The sequence below is a fragment of the Neorhizobium vignae genome, assembly GCF_000732195.1.
GTDB lineage: Bacteria > Pseudomonadota > Alphaproteobacteria > Rhizobiales > Rhizobiaceae > Neorhizobium > Neorhizobium vignae.
This window is the reverse complement of record NZ_JNNU01000007.1, coordinates 150,017-172,370: the sequence shown is the minus strand read 5'-3', so window position 1 is coordinate 172,370 and position 22,354 is coordinate 150,017. Positions and strand designations below refer to the sequence as shown.

The window sequence follows — 22,354 nt, the reverse complement described above, 5'->3', positions numbered from 1 at the left end:
GAAGAAAAGACAGGTTCGGCACGAAGCGACGCAGAGCACCTGAGGAGGAAATATGCTCAAGAATATCGATCCGACATTGAACGCCGACGTCCTTCATGCCCTGCACTCCATGGGCCACGGCGATACGTTGGCGCTCGTCGACACCAATTTTCCAGCCGATGCGGTGGCCCGACAGACGGTGCTCGGCAAGCTGCTGAGGACGGACAACATCTCCGCGGCACGGGCGATGCGCGCAATCCTGTCCGTACTGCCTCTCGACACGCCTCTTCAACCCTCCGTCGGCCGGATGGAAGTCATAGGGAAGCCCGAGGAAATACCCCTCGTTCAACAGGACGTTCAGGCTGAGATCGATGCCGTCGAGGGAAAATCGGCGCCGATGTACGGCATCGAGCGTTTTGCCTTCTACGAAGAGGCGAAGAAGGCCTATTGCGTCATCGCAACCGGGGAAACCCGCTTCTACGGCTGCTTCCTCCTCACCAAGGGCGTCATTCCCCCGGAACAAGTACGGTTATAAGAACCTAAAAATGTCAGACTTCCGGGTTAAAATTAATTCTTATGTCGAGGAAGCGAACGAGGTCCTGTCTGACAACGGAATTTATGTCGGCTCGACTTGGGATACGTAAAAAAGGCTCGGGAATTCGCCCGAGCCTTGTTTCATTTCGCTGTATATTTGAGGCTTAGTTGACGCTCTTGTCGACCAGCTTGTTCTTGCCGATCCAGGGCATCATGCCGCGCAGCTTGGCGCCGACTTCCTCGATCTGGTGGCTGTCGTTCATGCGGCGGATGCCCTTGAAGCGCGAGCCGCCGGCGCGGTATTCCTGCATCCAGTCCGAAGTGAACTTGCCGGTCTGAATGTCCTTGAGGACACGCTTCATCTCGGCCTTGGTTTCTTCGGTGATGATGCGCGGACCGGTGACGTATTCACCCCACTCGGCTGTGTTCGAGATCGAGTAGTTCATGTTGGCGATGCCGCCTTCATAGATCAGGTCGACGATCAGCTTCACTTCGTGCAGGCATTCGAAATAGGCCATTTCCGGCGCGTAACCGGCTTCGGTCAGGGTTTCGAAACCGGCGCGGATCAGTTCCACGAGACCGCCGCAGAGAACGACCTGTTCGCCGAAGAGATCGGTTTCGCATTCTTCGCGGAAGTTGGTTTCGATGATGCCCGAACGGCCGCCGCCGACGCCGCAAGCGTAGGAGAGAGCCAGTTCAAGCGCGTTGCCCGAAGCGTTCTGGTGAACGGCAACAAGGCAAGGAACGCCGCCGCCCTTCTGGTATTCGCCGCGAACCGTGTGGCCCGGACCCTTCGGCGCGATCATCACGACGTCGACCGAGGTCTTCGGCTCGATCAGGCCGAAATGGATGTTGAGGCCGTGCGCAAAGGCGATTGCGGCGCCGTCGCGGATGTTGCCGGCGATTTCGGCCTTGTAGATGTCGGCCTGGAGCTCGTCCGGGGTCGCCATCATCATGAGGTCGGCCCACTTGGCGGCTTCGGCAACGGTCATCACCTTGAAGCCGTCGGCTTCCGCCTTCTTGATGGTCCCGGAACCGGCCTTGAGTGCGATCACGACGTTCTTGGCACCCGAGTCCTTGAGGTTCAGCGCATGCGCACGACCCTGGCTACCGTAGCCGATGATGGCAACGTTCTTGGACTTGATGAGGTTGATATCGGCATCCCGATCATAATAAACGCGCATCGTTTTTTCCTTCCCTATGCGTGAGGTCTGTTGGTGTTTGTCATCGTCCAGCGGAGACGCCGAGCGCGTCCGCCGATTGCTTCTGCGTGCCGTGCAGCGAGAGAAAGGCGCCGACCGCCCTCTCCGCCTGGCGCGCATTATCCTTGAGGCCGGGCTCGCCGAGCAGCATGCGCACATGCAGGTCGGAAACGATCAGGCCGTAAAGCGTGTGATAGGCGGCGTCCGCATTGTCGAAGCGCAGCAACCCTGCCCTTTTCCCCTGGTCGATCAGCGCCATGGCACGGCGATCGATCTGCCGGCGGCCATGTTCGAGCAGAAGCTTCCCGAGCTTCGACCCTTCCCGGGTCGCCTGGCCGATCGCCAGCCGGTTCAGCGCCAGCGAAACGTCGCCGGCCAGAACTTCCAGCAGATCGCGGGCAAAAAGTTCGAGGTGGTCACGCAGGAGATCGGCGGTCAGCCGTTCGCCCGAACGTTCGAAGGTGCGCACCTTGCTCGCCTGATGGGCAATCATCGCCGCCAGCAGACCTTCGCGATCGCCGAACCACTTGTAGAGGCTTTCCTTGGAGCAATTGGCGGCGCGGGCAAGACCGGACGTCGTCAGCGCCTTCTCGCCGCCTTGCACGAGCAGCCGAAGCGCCTGTTCCAGAACGGCGTTCTGGCGGGGCGAAAATTCGGGCATGTCGGCGGCGTCGGCTCTCACGGTTTTAAATCCTTTTGCGTACCGTACGGTACGGTTCTGCTCGTATAAAGCATCCGCCGCCGCCGTCAAGTCCGTTCTTCGGGGTCCGATCATCAACGATCAAGGTTTTTAAGCTAGATGTTCCCGGAGCCGATACAATCGCCCGAACGATCAGGAGGACCATTCATGAACCGGGTATACGGCGCCATTGCCGCCTTCGCTTTTCTTGCCCTTCCGGCTGTTGCCCATGCCGCCGACAACCGTTGCGGCTGGATCCAGAATCCGACACCCGGCAACTGGTGGCTGGACGACGCCGAGGATACTTGGACGATCCGCACCCAGGGAAGCGACGACGAGCCCGAAGGCATGGATCTCATCCCGGACATTTCGGAACGCGACTATGTCCGCACCAATGGCAGCTACGGCTACGCCTGCGCCTGCATGAAGGTCGATACGGACGGCGACGGACGGATCACAAAGATCTATTCGTTCAAGCAGCTCAAGCTTGCCCAGTGCCGTAACGACAAGGCGCTGAAATTCCCCGGTTGATCCACGCGGTTTTGAGCCCCGCTATTCCGCGGCGGCCAGGATCGCACCCACGTCACGCAGCGGTGACTCGCCGTAGAGCCGGCTGTATTCGCGGCTGAACTGCGACGGGCTCTGGTAGCCGACCCGGTGGCCGGCGCTGCCGACATCGAGCCCCTCCAGCAGCATCAGCCGGCGCGCCTCGTGCAGGCGCAGCTTCTTCTGGAACTGCACAGGCGTCATCGCGGTCACCGACTTGAAGTGATGGTGCAGCGAAGACGGGCTCATGCCCACATGGTCCGCCAGGTCCTCGATCCGCAGCGTGCGATGGAAGTTGGCGCGCAGCCAGGCGACGGCGCGGGCGATACGGTTGCTGCGGCTTTCGGACGTCGCGATATGCAGGAGCCGTGCGCCATCCGGCCCGGAGAGGACGCGATAGAGGATTTCCTGCTCGATCAGCGGCGCCATCGCCGCAATATCAGCGGGCCGGTCGAGCAGGCGAAGCAGCCTTGTCGCGGCATCGAGCAACTCTGGCGACGCGACATTGGAGACGATGCCGCGCATCGAATCGGTATCGGCGCTCGGCCGCGGAACGTCGATCCGCTCCAGCAGGGCGGAAAGCCCGTCCGGATCGATTGCGAGGGCGAAACATAAGTGCGGCGCCTCCGGGCTTGCGACCGTGACGCGCGATGTCACCGGCAGCTCGATCGAGGTGAGAAGACAATCGCCGACGCCATATGCGATTGTCTCGTCCCCGAGCTTCACGCTCTTGGTGCCTTGCAGAACCAGACAGATGCAGGGCCGGTAATCCATATAGAGCGGCGCGGTCGGGACCGACCGCCGGCCGAGCACGAGGTTTCCGATAGGCGTGAACACTTCCCCATCCTTTTGGACGTGCCGCGCGGCAATCGAGGCCGCCTCATGATAGGGATTGAAGGGCAGTGTCATGGAGCCTCCGGAATGAGCAGGTGACTGCTTTTCCTATGCCGACTTGCGCCTGAAACCAACAGGCGGGCGATCACATTTGCAGGATCGTGCAAAAAGCTCGCAGGATCGCTCTAACGCTGTTGCCATGCCCGGGGCATAGTCCGCCCGTCCAATTCCCTCCCAACCCAACAGATGAATGGAGCTCCCATGGCTATTGCAAAAGGCTATGCCGCGACCGACGCGTCGAAACCTCTGACGCCCTTTACCTTCGAGCGCCGCGAACCGAATGCCGACGACGTCGTCATCGCCGTGCAGTATTGTGGCGTCTGCCACTCGGACATCCACCAGGCCCGCAACGAGTGGGGCAATTCCCGCTTTCCGATGGTGCCGGGCCATGAAGTGGCTGGCGTCGTTTCGGCCGTCGGCTCTGGCGTCACCAAGTTCAAGGTCGGCGACCGTGTCGGCGTCGGCTGCTTCGTGAATTCCTGCGTCGGCTGCGCCACCCGCGATCTCGACTACGAACATTTCCTGCCGGGCCTCATCCAGACCTATAACGACGTCGAGGCCGATGGCACGACGCCGACCTATGGCGGTTATTCGGATTCGATCGTCGTCAAGGAAGGCTATGTCCTCTCCTTCCCGGACAATATTCCGCTCGACGCGGGCGCCCCGCTGCTTTGCGCCGGTATCACGCTCTACTCGCCGCTGCGCCACTGGAAGGCCGGCCCCGGCATGAAGGTCGCGATCGTCGGCATGGGCGGCCTCGGCCACATGGGCGTCAAGCTCGGTGCGGCCATGGGGGCCGACATCACCGTGCTCAGCCAGACGCTGTCGAAAAGGGAAGACGGCCTGAGACTCGGCGCCAAGGACTATTACGCCACCAGCGACGCCGAGACCTTCACCAAGCTCGCCGGCACGTTCGACCTGATCATCTGCACGGTCGGCACGTCGATCGACTGGAATGCCTATCTCGGCCTTTTGAAGTTCGACGGCTCGATGGTGCTGGTCGGCGTTCCGGAACACGCGGTCCCGGTCCATGCCTTCTCGGTCATCGGCGGCCGCAAGAGCCTTTCGGGCTCGATGATCGGCTCCATCAAGGAAACCCAGGAAATGCTGGATTTCTGCGGCGAGCACGGCATCACGTCCGAAATCGAGAAGATCAACATCCAGGATATCAACGAAGCCTACGAACGCGTCATCAAGAGCGACGTGCGCTACCGCTTCGTCATCGACATCGCCTCGCTGGCTGCGTGACAGCCAGGAAGGCCGAAACAGAAAGGGCGGTCCACGGACCGCCCTTTTTTAGTACGCCGACCATTGCCGGCCACAGAGAACGCGCGCCGTTCGAAACGATATTGTAATCGTTTGCGGCCGCCTTCCCTTATTTCGGCAGCTTGTCGTCAACGCCTTCGACGTAGAAATTCATGCCGAGCAGGACGCCGTCCTGCGCCTTTTCGCCGGCTGCAAGCCAAGCAGTGCCGTCCTGCTTGTTGATCGGGCCGGTGAACGGATGCAGTTCGCCCGACTTGATCTTGGCTTCCGTCTCTTCCGCCATCGCCTTCACGTCGTCCGGCATGTTGGTATAGGGCGCCATGGTCAGGATGCCGTCCTTCAGGCCATCCCAGATCTGCTCGGACTTCCAGGTGCCGTCAAGAAGAGCCTGGGTGCGTTTGATGTAATAGCTGCCCCAGGTATCGACGATCGCGGTCAACTGCGTCTTCGGACCCGCAGCGATCATGTCGGAAGCCTGGCCGAAGGCGAGGATGCCCCGCTCGGAGGCGACCTGCATCGGAGCGGTCGTATCGGTGTGCTGGGTCAGGATGTCGACGCCCTGGTCGATCAGCGCCTTGGCGGCGTCGGCTTCCTTGCCCGGGTCGAACCAGGTATTGGCCCAGACGACCTTCAGCTTGAAGTTCGGGTTGATCGACTTGGCGCCCAGTTCGAAGGCGTTGATGCCCATCACCACTTCCGGAATCGGGAAGGAGGCGATGTAACCGGCGACGCCCTTCTTCGACATCTTCGCGGCGATCTGGCCCTGGATATAGCGGCCTTCGTAGAAGCGCGAATTGTAGGTTGCGAGGTTCGGCCCAGCCTTGAAGCCGGTCGCGTGCTCGAACTTGATATCCGGGAATTTGGCCGCGACCTTGACGGTGGCATCCATGAAGCCGAAGGACGTCGTGAAGACCAGCGAGCAGCCGGAGCGGGCCATGCGCTCGATGGCGCGTTCCGCATCCGGACCTTCCGGCACGTTTTCGAGGAAGGGCGTTTCGACCTTTGCGCCGAGTGCCTTGTCGAGCTGCTGGCGACCGAGATCATGGGCCTGGGTCCAGCCACCATCCGTCTTCGAACCGACGTAGATGAAACAGACCTTCTTCTTCTCCTGAGCCACGGCGCCGGTCGAAAAACCGCCCATCAGGGCGGCCGATGCGGCAAGGGCGATAATCAGTTTCTTCATTTCCTAACCTCTATTGGCTTGAAGACGTTTTGTTTTGATTCCGCGGTCAACGGTCGGGGACAAAGGGTTTCCCGAGCGAGGCCGGCGTATTGATGAGCGTCGTGCGACGATTATGCGAAATGATGATCAGCACGACAATAGTCGCCGCATAAGGAAGTGCGGACAGGAACTGCGACGGGATGACGATGCCGAGGTTCTGCGCCACGATCTGAGCGTGCAGCTGGCCGATCCCGACGGCGCCGAACAGATACCCGCCGGCCAAAATCCGCCATGGCCGCCAGGAGGCGAAGACGACGAGCGCGAGCGCGATCCAGCCACGGCCGGCCGACATGTTCTCCACCCATTGCGGCGTGTAGACGAGCGAAAGCTGAGCGCCGGCAAGTCCGGCACAGGCACCCCCGAACATGACCGCCAGATAGCGCGTGCGGATGACGTTGATGCCGAGCGCATGGGCGGAGGCATGGCTGTCGCCGATCGCCCGCAGCTTCAATCCGGTCCGGCTCCTGAACAGGAACCAGTTGATGCCGACGACAAGCGCGATCGAGACGTAGAAGATCAGGTCCTGGCGAAAGAGGATGCGACCGAAAAACGGGATGTCCGAAAGGAACGGAAAGACGATCGGCTGCAGCTTGATGCCCGGCTGGCCGACGAAGGCCTCGCCGATCTGGCCGGAAAGCCCGAGACCGAGGATGGTGAGCGCAAGGCCGGTGGCGACCTGGTTGGCCACCAGCGTCAGCGTCAGGAAACCGAAGAGCAGCGAGAAGATCCCGCCGCCCAAAATGCCGGCGAGGATGCCGATATAGGGGGAGCCCGTCAGTTGCGCGGCCACGAAGGCGCAGGCCGCCCCCATGATCATCATGCCCTCGACGCCGAGATTCAGCACGCCGGAGCGCTCGGTCACCAGTTCGCCGAGGGCTGCGAGAACCAGCGGGGTCGATGCGGTGATGACGGTGAGAAGGATCGCCTCGAACATCAGCCCTTCACCTCCGCCGTTTTTGTGCCCGCAAAGATCAGCCGGACCCTGTAGTGGATCAGCGTATCGCAGGAGAGCACGAAGAAGAGCAGCAACCCTTGAAAGACACGGCTGACCTTGTCCGAAATGCCGATCGACAGCTGCGCCGCCTCGCCGCCGAGATAGGTCAGCGCCAGCACGAGCCCTGAGGCGATGATCCCAAGGGGGTTGAGCCGCCCAAGGAAGGCGACGATGATCGCCGTGAAACCGTAGCCAGGCGAGATGACCGGCTGGACATGACCGATCGAGCCGGAAACCTCCGAAATGCCGGCAAGGCCGGCGAGCGCACCCGACAGCAGCATCGAGAACCACACCATGCGGCGGGCGGAAAAGCCGGCAAAGCGCCCTGCCCGCTCCGATTGGCCGAGCACCGAGACCTCGAAGCCCTTCAGCATGAAGCGCATCATGAACCAGAGCGCCACGGCGGCGGCGATCGCGAAGATGAAGGCCCAGTGGGCGCGGCCGGACGACAGGATCTCCGGCAGTACCGCCTCGATCTGAAAGCCCTTGGTCTGCGGAAAATTGTAGCCCTGAGGATCGCGCCAGGGCCCCCGCACCAGCCAGTCGAGATAGAGCTGGGCGATATAGACCAGCATCAGGCTCGTCAGGATCTCGTTGGTGTTGAACCGGGTTTTCAGCAGCGCCGGGATGCCGGCATAAAGCGCGCCGCCGATCATGCCGAGAATCAGCATCAGCGGCAGGATCAGCGGCGAATGCCAAGTGGGATAGAGAACCGGCAGGATCGAGCCGGTGATGGCACCTATGGTGAACTGGCCTTCGGCGCCGATATTCCAGTTGTTGGAGCGGTAGCAGACGGAGAGACCGACCGCGATCAGGATCAACGGCGCCGCCTTGATCGCAAGTTCGTGCAGCGACCAGACTTCGAGCAGCGGCTCGATGAAGAAGCTGTAGAGCGCACTGACCGGGTTCTTGCCGAGCAGCCAGAACATGATGGCGCCGAAAAGCAGCGTCAGCGCGAGCGCCAGCAGCGGCGAGAGAACCGAGAACAGCGTCGAGACGCGGGCACGCTTCTGGAGCTCAATGCGCATGCGCCGTCTCCGGAATGGAATGGCCTTCGTGGATACCGCCCATCAGCAGGCCGATGCGTTCCAGCGTCAGCGCGCCGGCCGGATAGGCCTCGGAGAGACGGCCTTCGCAGATGACCGCGATATTCGTCGCCACTTCGAAAATCTCGTCGAGATCCTGGCTGATCACCACGACCGCCGAGCCGGACCTGGCGAGATCGATCAGCGCCTGGCGGATGCGACTTGCGGCACCGGCATCGACGCCCCAGGTCGGCTGGTTGACGACGAGCACGGAGGGCTGCCGGTCGAGCTCGCGCCCGACGATGAATTTCTGGAGATTTCCGCCGGAGAGCGAGCCGGCCTGCGGGTCCTCGCCGCTCTTGCGGACATCCATCGCTTCGCAGATGCGGCGGGTGGCGGAGCGGATCGCGTCGAATCGGATGACGGAGAAAGCGCCGCCCGAAAGAAAAGCCTTCTTGTCCGACTGGCTGCGGGCGAGCAGAAGATTGTCCGAAAGCGCCATGGCGGAAACTGCGGCATGGCCGTGGCGCTCTTCCGGCACGAAGCCGGCGCCGAGCAGCCGGCGGCCGTTGATCCCGGTGCGGCCGACCGCCTTGCCGCGGATGCGGATCGCCTCGTCCTCGGCGACGGGATATTCGCCCGAGAGCGCATCGAAGAGTTCGCCCTGGCCATTGCCCGCAACACCGGCGATTGCCAACACTTCGCCGGCGCGGACCTTCATGGCGACGTTCTTCAGCGAAACCGCAAAAGGCGTGCGTGCCGGCACCGACAGATTGCTGACCTCGATGCGGATATCGCCGAGTGCCGCTGCTTTGTCCCGGTGGACTTCCGCAACGTCGGAGCCGACCATCATGCGCGCGAGCGAAGCCGGTGTTTCCTGTTTGGGGTCGCAGGCGCCGGTGACCTTGCCGTGGCGCAGAACCGTTGCGCGGTCACAGATGCGGCGCACTTCCTCCAGCCTGTGGCTGATATAGAGAACCGACCGCCCCTCGGCCTTCAGCTTGAACAGCGTCTCGAACAGCCGGTCTGCTTCCTGGGGTGTCAAGACAGACGTCGGCTCGTCGAGGATGATCAGCTTGGGATTCTGAAGCAGCGCCCGGACGATCTCGATGCGCTGGCGTTCGCCGACGGAGAGGTCCGCCACATGCGCCTGGGGATCGAGCGGCAGGCCGTATGCCTTGGAAAGCGACGCCGCTTCGTCCGAGATCCTGGCAAGAGAAATCTTCGGGTCGAGCGACAGCGCAATGTTTTCCGCCACCGTCAGTGCCTCGAACAGCGAGAAATGCTGGAAGACCATGCCGACGCCCAGCCGGCGTGCCTCGCCCGGCGAGGCGATCGTCACCGGTGCGCCTTGCCAGAGGATCTGGCCGGCGCTCGGTTGCAGCACGCCGAAGAGCATTTTTACCAGCGTCGACTTGCCGGCGCCGTTTTCTCCGAGCAATGCGTGAATTTCACCGGGCGCGATATCCAAATCGATCGCGTTGCAAGCCGCGAAGCTGCCGAAAAGCTTGGTCAAACCTCGAACCGACAGAAGCGGAACGGTCGCCGGACCCTCGGATAACGTCACTGAACCCCCTCGTTCACCGCGTACCTACCTTCTTCGAGGTTTTTCAGGGCAACGCGGCGTATTGACTTTGACGACATCCGGCGATCACTCCGGACATTCCACTGATATTGATACCGTTTTTGTTGCTTCGCACAACACTAAAGAAAAGGGCGTTTCCGGAACGCCCAACTATTTTCCGAGACTGGGGAAAAGCTGCAGAATGCCGCCGATGCAATAGAGGTAGATGCCGCTCAATACGACGCCGTAGACGACCCAGTCGGGTGTATCGAAATGCAGGAGCAGCGAATAGCCGCCGAGCGCGCACCAGATGAGGCAGACGGCCAGATTGAGCGGGCGGAGCCGCTTGACGCGAACCGGATGCAGAAAATTGATCGGCAGAAAAGTGAGGACAACCGATACGGAGACTAGGACCAGCGCTGCCGTGGCGCTTGCATCGATGACGAATAACGTAAACACGACCATGTTCCAGACGACAGGAAAGCCGGAAAAAAAGTACTCGTCCGTCTTCATGCCCATGTCGGCATAATAAACCGCGCTCGAGACGACGATCGCGCCTGCGGCGACGAAGGACCACGGCTCCCCGATCATGCCGCTCTGGTAAAGCGCAAACGCCGGCAACAGCACGTAGGTCACGTAGTCGATGATGTTGTCGAGCGTATCGCCGGACCAGTTGGGCAGGACTTCCTTGACCCGCACCTTGCGGGCGATCGGCCCGTCGATGCCGTCGACGAGGAGCGCCAGCCCCAGCCACCAGAACATGTCGACAAAGCGATGCTCGGCCGCAGCGACAACGCCGAGGAAGGCGAGAAACGACCCGGATGCCGTCAGGAGGTGAACCGAGAAGGCGCGGATTTCGGCATAGGGAACTTTTTTGTAATTGAAGATTCGTCTAATCACGCGTCAGTCCCGCCTTTCCCTCATCCGGCGAGGTATGCGGCCAATCACCGCGCATTGCAACCGGCTTGGCCTTGCCGCAAGACATAGAACATTGCTTTTTCCATGCTGCGCTGCCGTGCCCCATGGATATGCCCGCCGCGAAGCTCTAGATATTCGAGAGTACATTTTGCAGAGCAGGACGACGGACATGCAGCATTTCGAGATCGCCGTGGTGGGCGGGGGACTGGCCGGATCGGTTGCCGCACTGGCGCTCGCGCGTGCCGGCCGCAAGGTGGCGATCATCGCACCCTCCTCCGAGAAAACCGACGAGCGTACGACCGCGCTGATGGACCAGTCCATTCGCTTTCTTGAACGACTGGGCGTCTGGGAGGACATAGCGCCTTCCGCCGCGCCGCTTTCGGTCATGCAGATCGTCGACGGCACCAAGCGGCTGCTGCGCGCGCCCACGGCGCAGTTCCGGGCGCAGGATGTGGGCCTCTACGCCTTCGGCTACAACATACCGAACCGGGCGCTGTCGGAAACGCTGGATGCGGCGGTGGCAGCAGAACCCAATGTCACCAACGTCGCCCAAACCGTCGAGACCTTCGATTTCTCGGCCGAGAGAGTGATGCTGACACTGTCGGACGGCACGATTGCCAGCGCCGATTTCGTCGTGGGGGCGGACGGCCGCCAGTCGAAGGCGCGGGAAACGGCCGGCATCGGCGTGCGCCGTTGGTCCTATCCCCAGTCGGCCGTGGTATTGAACTTCGCCCACACCCTGCCGCACGGCAATGTTTCGACCGAGATCCATACGGAAAGCGGACCGTTCACCCAGGTTCCCCTGCCCGGCCTGCGTTCCAGCCTCGTCTGGGTCGTGAAGCCGGATGAAGCCCGCCGTCTCGTCGAACTTCCAATCGAGGAACTGTCGCGGCTGGTCGAAGGCCGCATGCAGTCGATGCTCGGCAAGGTGAAGGTCGAGGGCAAGGTACAGGCATGGCCGCTTTCCAGCCTGATGGCGGAGCGGTTCGGCAAAGGTCGGCTGGCGCTGATCGGCGAGGCCGCACATGCCTTTCCGCCGATCGGAGCACAGGGTCTCAACCTGTCGCTGCGCGACATCATGGCGCTTTCGGATCTGCTCGTCGCCACCAGCGACCGCCCGATTGCAGCCGATGCCGGAGATCGCTTCAACCGGCGTCGCGGGCCGGACATCGTCAGCCGCACCGTCGGCGTCGATCTTCTCAACCGTTCGCTGCTGTCGGATTTCCTGCCGGTGCAGATGCTGCGGGCTGCCGGCCTGCACATCCTCACCTACGCGCCGCCGCTGCGCAATCTGCTGATGCGGGAAGGTATCGAACCGGGTCGTGGCCTGCGGGCCGTCGTCGATGCCCTACGGAAAGAGATCCGGCGGTAACGCGCCGGAATTGATGAGGTAAAGCAGCACCGGCAGCGTTGCCACCGATGCGACAGTGTTGATCAGGATGCTTGCCGACGCCCTCTCCTGCCAGACGCCGTATTGCTGGCTGATGACGAAAACGTTGGTCGCCGTCGGCAGTGCCGATAGCAAGGTCGCGGAATAAATCCACACGGGATCGAAATTGCCGATCAGCGACAGGACCGTATAGGTCGTCATCGGCAGCAGGATCAGCTTGAAGACCGCGATATAGCTGATCTCCACCGGCACGCGCTTGATAGGCCTCAGCGCCAGCGTCACTCCCATGGCAAACAGCGCGCACGGGGCTGCTGCCTGGGCGAGATAGTCGACGAGCCGCTGAAAGGCTACGGGCGGCTGCACGGCAAATGCCGCGAAGCAGAATCCGAGCGCCGTCGAGATGATGAACGGGTGCAGTACGACTTTCCGGACGATATCGCCGACGACCTGGCCGGCTGGGCGCTTGTCGCCGCCGGCTACCGCCATCATCGCAGGCGCTACGATGAAATGCGCGGCGTTCTCGAAGCAGACGATCAGCGCTACCGGCACCGCTGCCGCCTCACCGAAAGCGAGCAGCGCCAGACCCGGCCCCATATAGCCAACATTGCCGTAGGCGCCGGCAAACGACTGGATGGTGCAATCGGCAAACGAATTGCGACGCAAAAAGAAGCCGATCAGGAAGAGAACGAAGAAGACCAGGTAAGTCGCGCCGATCTCGCCGAAGATGAAGTCGGCGCGGGTCAGTTGCTCGACCGGGGTGCGCGAAACGAGCTTGAAGAACAGCGCCGGCAAGGCCGCGTAGATGATGAACGTATTCATCCAACCGAGCGCTTCGGCAGGCTGTTTCGTCACTCTCGCGGCCAGATAGCCGATGAAGATCAGGCCGAAGAAGGGCAGCAGCAATGCAATGATATCGGCCATCGGTTCCTTGCCCGAACGACCGGGCCGTATTGGAAGACGCTTTCCGTTAGCCGATTTGCATCAGGATTGGAAAGGTCTGCTGGAACCAGATTGCGGCCGAAGTGACGAAACCGAAGATGAAAGCAAGCCCGGTCAGAATCAGGAAGACCCCCATGATCTTCTCGACCATGCCGAGATGGCGGCGGAAGCGGGTGAGGAACCGCATGAAGGCACCGGAGAAGCCGGCGGCGATCCAGAACGGCACGGCGAGGCCGAGCGAATAGATGGCGAGCAAAGCCGCCCCCTCGCCGACCGTATCACGGGATGCGGCGACGCCGAGGATCGCGCCGAGCACCGGGCCGATACAGGGGGTCCAGCCGAAAGCGAAGGCAAGTCCCATGACATAGGCGCCGGAGAGCGTCGCCGGTTGGCCACCGCCCTGGAAGCGTGCCTCGCGGGCGAGAAGGCCTATCCGGAAAACACCCAGAAAATTCAGCCCCATGACGATGATGATCAGGCCGCCGAGCTTCGACAGGAGATCGAGATGCTGACGCAGGAGCACGCCGATCGTCGACGCGCCGGCCCCGAGCGCCACGAAGACGGTCGCAAAACCGAGCGTGAAGAACAGCGCCGACTTGAGCACCGCCCGCCGTGTCCCGGCCCTCGAATCGATGACCGCCGTCCCTCCGCCGCCCCGGAACTGCTCGACCGAAATGCCCGCCATATAGCAGAGATAAGGCGGCACGAGCGGCAGCACGCAAGGAGAGAGAAACGACAATGCGCCGGCAAGAAGCGCGCTCAGCAGGGATATTTCGGCAATCGACACGTGTGGCTCCGGATGGCGGACTTTCCGGGAGCCCGCGTCTTGCGCTTGAGGTAATGGCCGAACGCGGCGAATGCCAATCACCTTTTCGCACAGCGGCGGAAAAGCGTCAGATAGCCGCATTTTTGCTGTTTTTGCGGGTTGACCGCAAGGGGGCACCTGCCTATGTTCCGCGCACTTTCAAGGACGCGCTTACCCGCGGCCGCGGGAGAGCGTAGCTCAGTCGGTAGAGCAACTGACTTTTAATCAGTAGGTCCAGGGTTCGAATCCCTGCGCTCTCACCACATTGCAATTAAAACATACACTTAGACAGACGCCCATGCGAATGCAGTGGCTCGGCACCCAGGGGCCAATGGCTCCACGCGCGGTCTTGTTCGCCGGGCAGATAGAATCGCCGTTCCTGCTTCGTCTAAATGTGGGTGGACGAAGTCCAGCCGGTCTGTCACAAGCCGATCAGGACGCGACTGCCGTTAACTTTAGAACGGAGTCGGGCGACCGATTGACGTCACGTCGCTGCCACGAGATCACGTCGGCCGTCCATTCTCAGATCCGGTCCTGTATCCGGGACGCTCAAATCGCGTCGCAAAAAGCCGGCCTCACCCATTACAATTTGCTCATCTTCAGAGCGAACGCCATTCATTACAGCCAAGTCACGTTTGCGGCGGCAAACTGCGGACGGGCGAAAACTCCGGGTGCGGCGCCAAGCCCTTGAAATATCTTATTTCGTGAGATCAGGGACGTCTCTCAAGCGGAATATTTGGCCTAAAATTCGGCAGATGAAGGCTTTCAAACCTTATTTATTATTAAGCTGACCTTCGACGCTTTGGGGCGTAATTCTGTCTGCAGGACTGAATGACGCCGACGGCCGGAGAGGCCGTGACGGCAGAGCCAGTCTCACAACCGTTTGCCGAAGATGGAGCTCAGACATGCGCTCGCTCGTCCCAATACACCCGCCTTCCCTCGTGTCGCCGGCGCCTTGCCCGGTCATGCACCTTACCGGACCGCCCTGCGATCGACTTCGATAGCCGGCCCTCGAAGCCGCTTTCCCCCTTCCCGTGAAGCGGTTTTCCGATGCAACGGCTTGCCCGCAAAGCCGGCTTTTCAGCTTCGCAAATCTCCCGAACCCCAACCGATCGGCCGCGCTCATCGCGGCTTCGATCCTCTTCGCCCCAATGCGCCGCCTCCCGGCGCAAGGGCTGCAGATTGAAAGGAAGACCTCCATGTCAAATATCCTTCGCAGACATCGCATCGCGGCACTTCTTGGCGCCGCCATCGTTGCGGTTCCGCTCTCCGTGCCGGTGGTTCTCGGCATCAATGCGGCGCATGCTGCGACCATGGCGACAACTGCTGCCGGCTCCGTCCCCGGCATCGTTGCTCCGGGTGGTTCGTTCGCACCGATCGTTTCCGCCGACAAACCGGCCGTCGTCACCATCACCACCACGATGAAGGCGCAGAACGTCGCTTCGGACGACAGTTCGCCCTTCGACGACAGTTCGCCGTTCGACCAGCAGTTCCGGCAGTTCTTCGGCCAGCAGGGCATTCCCATGCCGCGCCATATGCCGCAGCAGCGTCAGGCCCCCCGGACCGAAGCCCTCGGCTCCGGCTTTGTCGTCACGGCAGACGGTTACATCGTCACCAACAATCACGTGATCGACAACGCGATCGATATCAAGGTGACCCTCGACGACGGCACCGACGTCCCGGCCAAGCTGATCGGCGCCGACGCGAAATCCGACCTCGCCGTCATCAAGATCAACGCACCGAGGTCGCTGGCGACGATCGCCTGGGGCGATTCGGACAAGCTCAATGCCGGCGACCAGATTCTCGCGATCGGCAATCCGTTCGGCATCGGCACGACCGTCACCGCCGGTATCGTTTCGGCCCGCGGCCGCGATCTCCACAGCGGCCCCTATGACGATTTCATCCAGATCGACGCACCGATCAACCATGGCAATTCCGGCGGCCCGCTCGTCGATCTGGAAGGCAAGGTCGTCGGTATCAACACGGCGATCTATTCCCCCAACGGCGGCAGCGTCGGCGTCGGCTTTGCCATCCCGTCCGACCAGGCTCAAAAGGTCGTTGCCAAGCTGATGAAGGACGGTTCGATCGAGCATGGCTTCATCGGTGTGCAGATCCAGCCGGTGACGGCGGATGTGGCGAGCGCCATAGGCCTCGACAAGCCGGAAGGCGCGCTGGTCGCCAATGTCAACGACGACACGCCGGCAGCCAAGGCCGGGATCCGCACCGGCGACGTCATCACCGCACTCGGCGGCCAGCAGATCAAGTCACCGCGGGATCTCTCGCGCATGGTCGCCGACCTGACGCCCGGCACCAAGGAGGGCCTGACCGTCTGGCGCCAGGGTCAAAGCCGCAATCTCGGCATCACGGTTGGAGGCAACGAGCCCGACCAGCAGCAGGCTTCCGCCGAAAATGGAGACAGGGCCACGCAGGATGCCCAGCGTGTTCCGACCATCGGCATCGGTCTTGCCGACCTTACGCCGGATATCCGCGAGGCGCTCAACCTGCCGCGTCGGGAAAACGGAGCGGTGGTCGAAAGCGTCGCCCCCGACAAGCCGGCTGCCGACGCCGGCCTGCAGCCCGGAGATATCATCGTCTCGATCAACCAGCAGCCCGTGAAGTCGGCGAAGGAAGCCAAGGCGGCGGTCGCGGAAGCCGGCAAATCCGGGCGCAAGTCCGTCCTGCTCCTCATTCAGCGCGGCGAGAACCAGACCTTCGTCGCGGTCCCCTTCTCCATCGGCTGAACATCGGCCTCGCCCGATCATCTCGCCGCCGCCCGGTTGTCGCGACCGGGCGGCGGTCGTTTGGTTCCGCTCGCACTCCTCTCCAACGTGGCGACGAGTTCTCCAAACCTCGCCCTCGCCCGAGCAAGCACCAGCGCATCGGCGATCGGTTTGTCGACAACGTCCTCCAGAGCCCGAGACACCCGACGGGCCGCTCTCTTCAATTCGCCGGGGGCGGCTTGGCTGCTCACGATCTCGCCTGCCAGGATATACATTCGCCGATAGCTCCTTGCTTCGGCGGCCGCCCTCATCCACGTCCTATGGAACTCAGTCATGCGGGCTTAGATGGGAGCCGCCTGCGGAAAGTCAGGTGCGCCGTAATGGTAGAGTCAATCTCGCCTTAACCAAAACTTAAGCGTGAATTACCACTTGCTGATGAAACCAGCGCCGGAACCTTCGTGGACAAAGGACGTTTGCCCGGCCGAAGGAGCATCTTTATGCGCATAATATTCGTGGTCATGATCGTTTCGGTGCTCAGCATCCTGGCATTCAAATATGCCGACCAGTCGCTCGGCGGTGGCGACATCATGGCTTCACCTGCGGAACTCTCGGCCCAGAACTGACACCATCAGGTGAGGCAGCCGATCTTTCGACAAGCCCTCGGATTGGCTTGACCGTTCCGGCCTGACCGCCATATTCCTGTGGTCCGCCCCAATCCATTTGCCCAACGCGAGAGGTTTTCATGGCCAAGCCAAAGATTGCGATCATCATCAGCAGCACACGTGACGTCCGGTTCGGCGACAAGCCGGCACAGTGGATATACGACACGGCCTCCAAGCGCGACGACATGGAATTCGAGATCGTCGACCTGCGCGATTTCCCGCTGCCGTTCTTCAATGAAAAAGCTTCGAACGCCTGGGTCCCCACCGAAAACGAAGTCGGCCAGCGCTGGCAGAAGAAGGTCGCCGAATTCGACGGCTATATCTTCGTCATCGCCGAATACAACCGCTCGATCACGGCCGCGCTGAAGAACGCGCTCGACTATTCCTATCCGGAATGGAACCGCAAGCCGGCGGCAGCCGTCGGTTACGGCAGCGTAGGCGGCGCACGTGCGGTCGAACACTTCCGCACGATCGCAGTCGAGCTCCAGATGGTTCCGACCCGTCCGGGCGTACATATCCAGGGGGCCGATTTCTTCGCCGTCTGGCAGCAGGGCAAGGCGCTCTCGGAACTCGCCCATCTGGAACCCGGCGTGAAGACCATGCTGGACGATCTTTCCTGGTGGGCCACGGCCCTCAAGACCGCCCGCGAAAAAGCCTGATCGCCTGTCACGCTACAATGATCCCAAGGTTCCGGTCCCGGCCGGAACCTTCCTGTTTTCCGGGGGTTGTCAGGTTATAGAGGAGCCATAGTCATGAGCGCTCAGAATGTCCTGATTGCCTTGGGATCCGCCATTGCGGGCGGGCTTGTCGTCGCCCTCCTGATGCAGCCGGCCGGACCGACCGCGAGCACGAAGTCGGATCGCCTGAGCGGCCCTCCGGCGGAGACCGCCTTCCTGCCGGAACGCTTCGGCGTTCCAGGTTCGACACAGTGATCGCGACGCGGTAAGGCTGGGATCGAAAATACGAAAAGGCCGACGCCTCTTTTCAGGCGCCGGCCTTTTTATCTATATCCAACCGATCAATGAACGGCCTTGCCGCCCTCTTCTTCTTCGAATGTCACCGCGACATCTCCGGCTGCCGAAAGACGAACTCTGTCGCCTTCGATATCTGCGACCAGTTCCAGCGGAATGAAGTGATGGTGGCCTCGATGGCCGCCCTCCCCGCTGTCCTTCCTGGTCAGCTTGATACGGCTACCTTCCACGCGGTCGACCGTTCCAACATGGGCGCCATCCGCGCCGATGACTTCGGCGTGTTCCTTGATTTTTGCAGCATCGATCATGGGAAATCTCCTTTTCTGCGTTTCGACAACGCATGAACGGAGATATCGATGCATGCTCTTCGAAAGTGCGAGGCTTTCCCAAAACAGGCCACTCGCGAAAGACCTCCGGAACTGCTACCCACGCCATCCGGTCGAGTGTACCTTTGGTTTTATTGGTCAGGGCGAACACAAGACCATCAGCGACCTGGTTCGTCAGAATAGTTGCGAAAGCGCAAGCGAAGACAGAGAATTTTTTTGCCTTTAATACTAGCGGAACACCCTTATTTTTAAGCGGCATTACTATTGTCAAGATTTCAATCAGGATGAATCGGCAATTACTCTCTCATTCCCCAGGTTACCGATATTTAATTTTTATCATATCCGGTTTTATGTCATTGAGAGAGCAGAAGAAATCCGTCCGGCGACCATGCTTCCGGCGGATTTGCGCCGCAGGACGGCGCTGCGGGAGATTTAACCCCGGTTGTATCGCACCCCAGCAAAGGACAGACCGTTGAACGTGCAGAACACACCCGACCCGGCAATAAAGACCAGCGGCACGCCCGATCTCGCCGCGATCCTGGCCACTTCGGGAAACCAGCGCAAGAAGCGCCGCTGGGTCTGGCCGACGGTCCTTATTCTCGTTGCCGCCGCGGCAGGCGCCTACAGCTATTTCGGCAGCAGCGGCCCGCGCTACGACTACACCACGCAACCGGCAAAACGCGGCGGGCTGTCGGTCATCGTCACGGCGACCGGCTCGGTCCAGCCGACCGATCAGGTGGACATATCGAGCGAATTGTCGGGCACTGTCCGCAAGGTCAATGTCAGCTACAACAGCGCGGTGAAACAGGGCGACGTGCTCGCCGAACTCGACACCAACAAGCAGGAAGCGGATGTCCAGAGCGCCCGGGCTCAGCTCGCTTCGGCAAGGGCAAACGTGCTGAAGGCCGAAGCGGAAGCGGCCTCGGCGAAGAATTCGCTCGACCGCCTGACCGGCCTCGTCAGCAACCGCATTTCCACCCAGCAGGAACTCGACGCGGCGAAATTCACCTATGATTCGGCTCTCGCCACCAAGGCCGTCAACGAGGCGTCGGTTCTTTCCGCCGAAGCCAATCTGCGGCTCTCGGAGCTCAACCTTCGGAAACTCAAGATCGTTTCGCCGATCGATGGAATCGTGCTGACCCGGGACGTGGATCCGGGCGCGACCGTCGCATCCTCGCTGAATGCGCCGGTGCTCTTCACCATCGCTGGCGACCTGAAGCGCATGGAACTGCAGGTCGCCGTCGACGAGGCGGATGTCGGCCACGTCCAGGAGGGCCAGTCGGCGAAATTCTCGGTCGACGCCTATCCCGATCGCAACTTCCCGGCCACCATCCAGGCGGTGCGCTTCGCCTCCGAAACCGTCTCCAATGTCGTGACCTACAAGGCGATCCTGACGGTCGACAATGCCGATCTGCTGCTGCGTCCCGGCATGACGGCAACTGCGGACATCACCGTGCAATCGGTCACCGACGCGCTCCTCGTGCCGAACGCGGCACTGCGCTACTCCCCGCCCACGACGGCGCGCAGCCGCGGCAATTTCCTCACCCGGCTCTTCGCACCGCCCCGTCCGCGCGGCAATCGCGGTGGCGACAATGCCTCGAGCGCAGGCCGTGCCGTCTGGGTCCTGCGCGCCGGCGCGCCGACACGGGTGCAGGTCGAGACCGGCCCGACCGATGGACAGTTCACCGTGCTGAAATCCGGCGAGGTCAAGCAAGGCGATCTGCTGATCACGGACGCCGTCGCCCGCGCGAGCTGAGGAGGGTTTTGATGACGCTCCCTCCCATCATCACCTTCAGACAGGTCTCGAAGTTCTACGGGCACGGCGAAGCGACGATCCGTGCTCTCGATCACATCGATCTCTCGATCACGGCAGGCGAGTTCGTATCGATCATGGGTCCGTCCGGTTCCGGCAAGTCTACCGCAATGAACATCATCGGCGGGCTCGACGTGCCCTCCTCCGGCGAATATCTGTTCCAGGGCATTCCGACGAGCGGCTTCGACCGCGCGCAACGGACGCTGCTGCGGCGTCACATGCTCGGCTTCGTCTTCCAGGGGTTCAACCTGCTTGCCCGCACCTCCGCGGTCGAGAATGTCGAGCTGCCGCTCGTCTATCGCGGCATGGATCACCGCGAGCGGCGCAAGCGCGCGCTCGTCGCGCTGGAACAGGTGGGCCTCAAGGGCCGTGAAGGCCATACGACCCAGGAACTGTCCGGCGGCCAGCAGCAGCGCGTGGCGATCGCGCGCGCCATCGTCACCGATCCCGCCGTGCTGCTCGCCGACGAGCCGACCGGCAATCTCGACACAAAAACCAGCGCCGAGATCATGGAGCTGATCACCGGGCTCAATCGCGACAACGGCATCACCGTGATCATGGTCACCCACGAAGAGGACATTGCCGCCTATGGCAAGCGGCTCCTGCGGTTCGTCGACGGCCATCTCGCCTCCGATCAGGCGCAGGTGAAGGAGCACGACCATGTTCTTTGAGACGGCGAAACTGGCCTGGCGGGCGATCAGCCGCAACATGCTGCGCTCCTTCCTGACCGTTCTCGGCGTGGTCATCGGCGTCGCGGCCGTGATCGCCATGGTGACGGTCGGCAACGGCACGACGGCCAAGGTCCAGGCGGAGCTGTCGCGCCTCGGCACCAACACGCTCTTCGTCCGCCCGGGCCAATGGGGGCCCGGACGCGCCAGCAGCGAGGCCAAGCGCTTCAACGACAAGGATGTCCTGGCGATCCAGGAACAGGTGACCGGGCTTCGTGCCGTGGCGCCGCTGAACCGCGGCACGGCGACCGTGATTGCCGGTGGCGCCAACCATTCGTCGAGCGTGATCGGCACCAACAACGACTATCTGATCGCCCAGGACTGGGATCTCTCGCTCGGTCGGCAGTTCCTCGCCAACGAGGACCGCGGCAGCCAGGCTGCCTGCATCATCGGCGAGACCGTGCGCAAGGAACTCTTTGGCGCGACCAACCCGGTCGGGCAGAATATCCGCGTCAGCAATGTTTCCTGCCCGGTGGTCGGCGTGCTCGCCGTCAAGGGCCAGTCCGGCATGGGCGACGACCAGGACGATACGGTTATCATGCCATTGAAACTGCACCAGCGGCGGATCGGCGGCACGACGACGATCAGCAGCATCATCCTGTCGGCCCAGGACGGCGTGGCGACCACAAAAGTCCAGTCGGACGTCGAAAGCCTGCTGCGCGAGCGGCGCAGGATCGCGATCGGCCGCGAGGACGATTTCTCGGTCAACGACATGTCGCAGATCGCCGCGGCAATGACCGGCACGACGGTGCTGCTGACCGGCCTGCTCGGCGCCGTTGCGGCCGTGAGCCTCCTGGTCGGCGGCATCGGCATCATGAACATCATGCTGGTTTCGGTCACCGAGCGCACCCGCGAGATCGGCATTCGGCTGGCGATCGGCGCCCTTGAGCGGCAGGTGCTGACCCAGTTCCTCGTCGAGGCCGTGATGCTGTCGATCTTCGGCGGCGTCAGCGGCATTGTTGCCGGCCTTGCGCTTGCCTATGGCGTCGTCAGCTTCCTCGGCGTGCCCTTCGTCGCAAGCCCGACGATCATCCTGCTTGCCTTCGCCTTCTCGGCGGCGATCGGCATGGTGTTCGGCTATTTCCCGGCCCGGCGTGCCGCTCAGCTCAACCCGATCGAAGCGCTTCGTCACGAATAAGCGGCGCTGTCCGGCGCTTCCACCGGGCGCTGGCAACTG

General features: G+C 62.0%; 22 protein-coding genes and 1 tRNA gene. 12 read left to right on the top strand and 11 right to left on the bottom strand.

Annotation, left to right across the window (positions count from 1 at the left end; translation table 11 throughout):
- The first annotated feature begins 52 nt into the window (after window positions 1-52).
- Complete coding sequence (locus GQ59_RS13870) at window positions 53-514, top strand: RbsD/FucU family protein (protein ID WP_037082111.1); 462 nt, start codon at window positions 53-55, stop codon at window positions 512-514.
- A gap of 163 nt (window positions 515-677) precedes the next feature.
- Here the strand turns inward: GQ59_RS13870 and ilvC are convergent, their stop codons facing one another.
- Both ilvC and GQ59_RS13860 read right to left on the bottom strand, forming a co-directional pair.
- Window positions 678-1,697, bottom strand: coding sequence for a ketol-acid reductoisomerase (gene ilvC / locus GQ59_RS13865; RefSeq protein ID WP_037082110.1), 1,020 nt, complete (start codon window positions 1,695-1,697; stop codon window positions 678-680).
- Window positions 1,698-1,737: 40 nt separating this feature from the next.
- Window positions 1,738-2,376, bottom strand: a complete 639-nt coding sequence (locus GQ59_RS13860) for a TetR/AcrR family transcriptional regulator (RefSeq protein ID WP_037082436.1) — start codon at window positions 2,374-2,376, stop codon at window positions 1,738-1,740.
- A 186-nt stretch (window positions 2,377-2,562) separates the two neighbouring features.
- Between GQ59_RS13860 and GQ59_RS13855 the strand changes: the two genes are divergently transcribed.
- Complete coding sequence (locus GQ59_RS13855) at window positions 2,563-2,925, top strand: DUF4087 domain-containing protein (protein ID WP_037082109.1); 363 nt, start codon at window positions 2,563-2,565, stop codon at window positions 2,923-2,925.
- Between the two features lie 21 nt (window positions 2,926-2,946).
- Here GQ59_RS13855 and GQ59_RS13850 read toward each other — a convergent pair whose 3' ends face one another.
- Entirely contained in the window at window positions 2,947-3,849 is a 903-nt protein-coding gene (locus tag GQ59_RS13850) for an AraC family transcriptional regulator (protein WP_037082108.1), read from the bottom strand.
- Window positions 3,850-4,035: 186 nt separating this feature from the next.
- On the opposite strand from GQ59_RS13850, the gene GQ59_RS13845 reads away from it, so the two are divergent.
- Window positions 4,036-5,082, top strand: a complete 1,047-nt coding sequence (locus GQ59_RS13845; protein WP_037082107.1) for an NAD(P)-dependent alcohol dehydrogenase — start codon at window positions 4,036-4,038, stop codon at window positions 5,080-5,082.
- A gap of 127 nt (window positions 5,083-5,209) precedes the next feature.
- Here GQ59_RS13845 and GQ59_RS13840 read toward each other — a convergent pair whose 3' ends face one another.
- The 5 genes from GQ59_RS13840 to pcsA form a co-directional block, all read right to left on the bottom strand.
- Window positions 5,210-6,283 (bottom strand): BMP family ABC transporter substrate-binding protein, encoded by a 1,074-nt coding sequence (locus tag GQ59_RS13840; RefSeq protein WP_037082106.1) that lies wholly within the window; start codon window positions 6,281-6,283, stop codon window positions 5,210-5,212.
- A gap of 46 nt (window positions 6,284-6,329) precedes the next feature.
- The gene (locus GQ59_RS13835) at window positions 6,330-7,256 is read right to left on the bottom strand and encodes an ABC transporter permease (RefSeq protein ID WP_037082105.1); all 927 of its coding nucleotides are present in this window, start codon (window positions 7,254-7,256) and stop codon (window positions 6,330-6,332) included.
- Window positions 7,256-8,344 (bottom strand): ABC transporter permease, encoded by a 1,089-nt coding sequence (locus GQ59_RS13830; protein WP_037082104.1) that lies wholly within the window; start codon window positions 8,342-8,344, stop codon window positions 7,256-7,258. Before GQ59_RS13830 ends, GQ59_RS13835 begins: the two co-directional genes overlap by 1 nt.
- The gene (locus GQ59_RS13825; RefSeq protein WP_037082103.1) at window positions 8,334-9,908 is read right to left on the bottom strand and encodes an ABC transporter ATP-binding protein; all 1,575 of its coding nucleotides are present in this window, start codon (window positions 9,906-9,908) and stop codon (window positions 8,334-8,336) included. Before GQ59_RS13825 ends, GQ59_RS13830 begins: the two co-directional genes overlap by 11 nt.
- 168 nt (window positions 9,909-10,076) lie before the next feature.
- On the bottom strand, window positions 10,077-10,805 hold the full coding sequence (gene pcsA, locus GQ59_RS13820) for a phosphatidylcholine synthase (protein ID WP_084683147.1): 729 nt from the start codon (window positions 10,803-10,805) through the stop codon (window positions 10,077-10,079).
- 187 nt (window positions 10,806-10,992) lie between these two features.
- On the opposite strand from pcsA, the gene GQ59_RS13815 reads away from it, so the two are divergent.
- Window positions 10,993-12,195, top strand: a complete 1,203-nt coding sequence (locus tag GQ59_RS13815; protein WP_037082102.1) for a UbiH/UbiF family hydroxylase — start codon at window positions 10,993-10,995, stop codon at window positions 12,193-12,195.
- Here GQ59_RS13815 and GQ59_RS13810 read toward each other — a convergent pair.
- Both GQ59_RS13810 and GQ59_RS13805 read right to left on the bottom strand, forming a co-directional pair.
- Complete coding sequence (locus GQ59_RS13810) at window positions 12,172-13,134, bottom strand: AEC family transporter (RefSeq protein WP_037082100.1); 963 nt, start codon at window positions 13,132-13,134, stop codon at window positions 12,172-12,174. The two genes, GQ59_RS13815 and GQ59_RS13810, sit on opposite strands and share 24 nt — an antisense overlap.
- Window positions 13,135-13,180: 46 nt before the next feature.
- Window positions 13,181-13,939, bottom strand: a complete 759-nt coding sequence (locus GQ59_RS13805; RefSeq protein WP_037082099.1) for a cytochrome c biogenesis CcdA family protein — start codon at window positions 13,937-13,939, stop codon at window positions 13,181-13,183.
- Window positions 13,940-14,144: 205 nt separating this feature from the next.
- Between GQ59_RS13805 and GQ59_RS13800 the strand changes: the two genes are divergently transcribed.
- The 5 genes from GQ59_RS13800 (at window position 14,145) to GQ59_RS13775 (ending at window position 18,271) form a co-directional block, all read left to right on the top strand.
- Window positions 14,145-14,220: transfer RNA gene (locus tag GQ59_RS13800), tRNA-Lys, on the top strand.
- A 936-nt stretch (window positions 14,221-15,156) separates the two neighbouring features.
- Window positions 15,157-16,698: a DegQ family serine endoprotease gene (locus GQ59_RS13790; RefSeq protein ID WP_037082095.1), complete on the top strand. Its 1,542-nt coding sequence runs from the start codon at window positions 15,157-15,159 to the stop codon at window positions 16,696-16,698.
- Window positions 16,699-17,174: 476 nt separating this feature from the next.
- Window positions 17,175-17,300, top strand: a complete 126-nt coding sequence (locus GQ59_RS33320; RefSeq protein WP_280114044.1) for a hypothetical protein — start codon at window positions 17,175-17,177, stop codon at window positions 17,298-17,300.
- A gap of 119 nt (window positions 17,301-17,419) precedes the next feature.
- On the top strand, window positions 17,420-17,998 hold the full coding sequence (locus tag GQ59_RS13780) for an NADPH-dependent FMN reductase (RefSeq protein WP_037082093.1): 579 nt from the start codon (window positions 17,420-17,422) through the stop codon (window positions 17,996-17,998).
- A 93-nt stretch (window positions 17,999-18,091) separates the two neighbouring features.
- Entirely contained in the window at window positions 18,092-18,271 is a 180-nt protein-coding gene (locus GQ59_RS13775; RefSeq protein ID WP_037082091.1) for a hypothetical protein, read from the top strand.
- Window positions 18,272-18,357: 86 nt separating this feature from the next.
- Here the strand turns inward: GQ59_RS13775 and GQ59_RS13770 are convergent, their stop codons facing one another.
- Window positions 18,358-18,618 (bottom strand): DUF2171 domain-containing protein, encoded by a 261-nt coding sequence (locus GQ59_RS13770; protein WP_037082088.1) that lies wholly within the window; start codon window positions 18,616-18,618, stop codon window positions 18,358-18,360.
- Between the two features lie 490 nt (window positions 18,619-19,108).
- Between GQ59_RS13770 and GQ59_RS13765 the strand changes: the two genes are divergently transcribed.
- From GQ59_RS13765 to GQ59_RS13755, 3 genes are read left to right on the top strand one after another with little or no spacing between them, the layout of a single operon-like run.
- Complete coding sequence (locus GQ59_RS13765) at window positions 19,109-20,392, top strand: efflux RND transporter periplasmic adaptor subunit (protein ID WP_037082085.1); 1,284 nt, start codon at window positions 19,109-19,111, stop codon at window positions 20,390-20,392.
- 11 nt (window positions 20,393-20,403) lie between these two features.
- Window positions 20,404-21,120 (top strand): ABC transporter ATP-binding protein, encoded by a 717-nt coding sequence (locus tag GQ59_RS13760; protein WP_037082083.1) that lies wholly within the window; start codon window positions 20,404-20,406, stop codon window positions 21,118-21,120.
- Complete coding sequence (locus GQ59_RS13755) at window positions 21,110-22,315, top strand: ABC transporter permease (protein WP_037082080.1); 1,206 nt, start codon at window positions 21,110-21,112, stop codon at window positions 22,313-22,315. Before GQ59_RS13760 ends, GQ59_RS13755 begins: the two co-directional genes overlap by 11 nt.
- The last annotated feature ends 39 nt before the right edge of the window (window positions 22,316-22,354 follow it).

What these genes read in the sequence shown, in the direction of transcription:
- GQ59_RS13830 (WP_037082104.1), bottom strand. Translation starts at nt 8,344, where the DNA reads ATGCGCATTGAGCTCCAGAAGCGTGCCCGCGTCTCGACGCTGTTCTCG.
- GQ59_RS13855 (WP_037082109.1), top strand. Translation starts at nt 2,563, where the DNA reads ATGAACCGGGTATACGGCGCCATTGCCGCCTTCGCTTTTCTTGCCCTT.
- GQ59_RS13755 (WP_037082080.1), top strand. Translation starts at nt 21,110, where the DNA reads ATGTTCTTTGAGACGGCGAAACTGGCCTGGCGGGCGATCAGCCGCAAC.
- GQ59_RS13835 (WP_037082105.1), bottom strand. Translation starts at nt 7,256, where the DNA reads ATGTTCGAGGCGATCCTTCTCACCGTCATCACCGCATCGACCCCGCTG.
- GQ59_RS13840 (WP_037082106.1), bottom strand. Translation starts at nt 6,283, where the DNA reads ATGAAGAAACTGATTATCGCCCTTGCCGCATCGGCCGCCCTGATGGGC.
- GQ59_RS13810 (WP_037082100.1), bottom strand. Translation starts at nt 13,134, where the DNA reads ATGGCCGATATCATTGCATTGCTGCTGCCCTTCTTCGGCCTGATCTTC.
- ilvC (WP_037082110.1), bottom strand. Translation starts at nt 1,697, where the DNA reads ATGCGCGTTTATTATGATCGGGATGCCGATATCAACCTCATCAAGTCC.
- GQ59_RS13790 (WP_037082095.1), top strand. Translation starts at nt 15,157, where the DNA reads ATGTCAAATATCCTTCGCAGACATCGCATCGCGGCACTTCTTGGCGCC.
- GQ59_RS13870 (WP_037082111.1), top strand. Translation starts at nt 53, where the DNA reads ATGCTCAAGAATATCGATCCGACATTGAACGCCGACGTCCTTCATGCC.
- GQ59_RS13860 (WP_037082436.1), bottom strand. Translation starts at nt 2,376, where the DNA reads ATGCCCGAATTTTCGCCCCGCCAGAACGCCGTTCTGGAACAGGCGCTT.
- GQ59_RS13845 (WP_037082107.1), top strand. Translation starts at nt 4,036, where the DNA reads ATGGCTATTGCAAAAGGCTATGCCGCGACCGACGCGTCGAAACCTCTG.
- GQ59_RS13850 (WP_037082108.1), bottom strand. Translation starts at nt 3,849, where the DNA reads ATGACACTGCCCTTCAATCCCTATCATGAGGCGGCCTCGATTGCCGCG.
- GQ59_RS13815 (WP_037082102.1), top strand. Translation starts at nt 10,993, where the DNA reads ATGCAGCATTTCGAGATCGCCGTGGTGGGCGGGGGACTGGCCGGATCG.
- GQ59_RS13775 (WP_037082091.1), top strand. Translation starts at nt 18,092, where the DNA reads ATGAGCGCTCAGAATGTCCTGATTGCCTTGGGATCCGCCATTGCGGGC.
- GQ59_RS33320 (WP_280114044.1), top strand. Translation starts at nt 17,175, where the DNA reads ATGCGCATAATATTCGTGGTCATGATCGTTTCGGTGCTCAGCATCCTG.
- GQ59_RS13770 (WP_037082088.1), bottom strand. Translation starts at nt 18,618, where the DNA reads ATGATCGATGCTGCAAAAATCAAGGAACACGCCGAAGTCATCGGCGCG.
- GQ59_RS13760 (WP_037082083.1), top strand. Translation starts at nt 20,404, where the DNA reads ATGACGCTCCCTCCCATCATCACCTTCAGACAGGTCTCGAAGTTCTAC.
- GQ59_RS13780 (WP_037082093.1), top strand. Translation starts at nt 17,420, where the DNA reads ATGGCCAAGCCAAAGATTGCGATCATCATCAGCAGCACACGTGACGTC.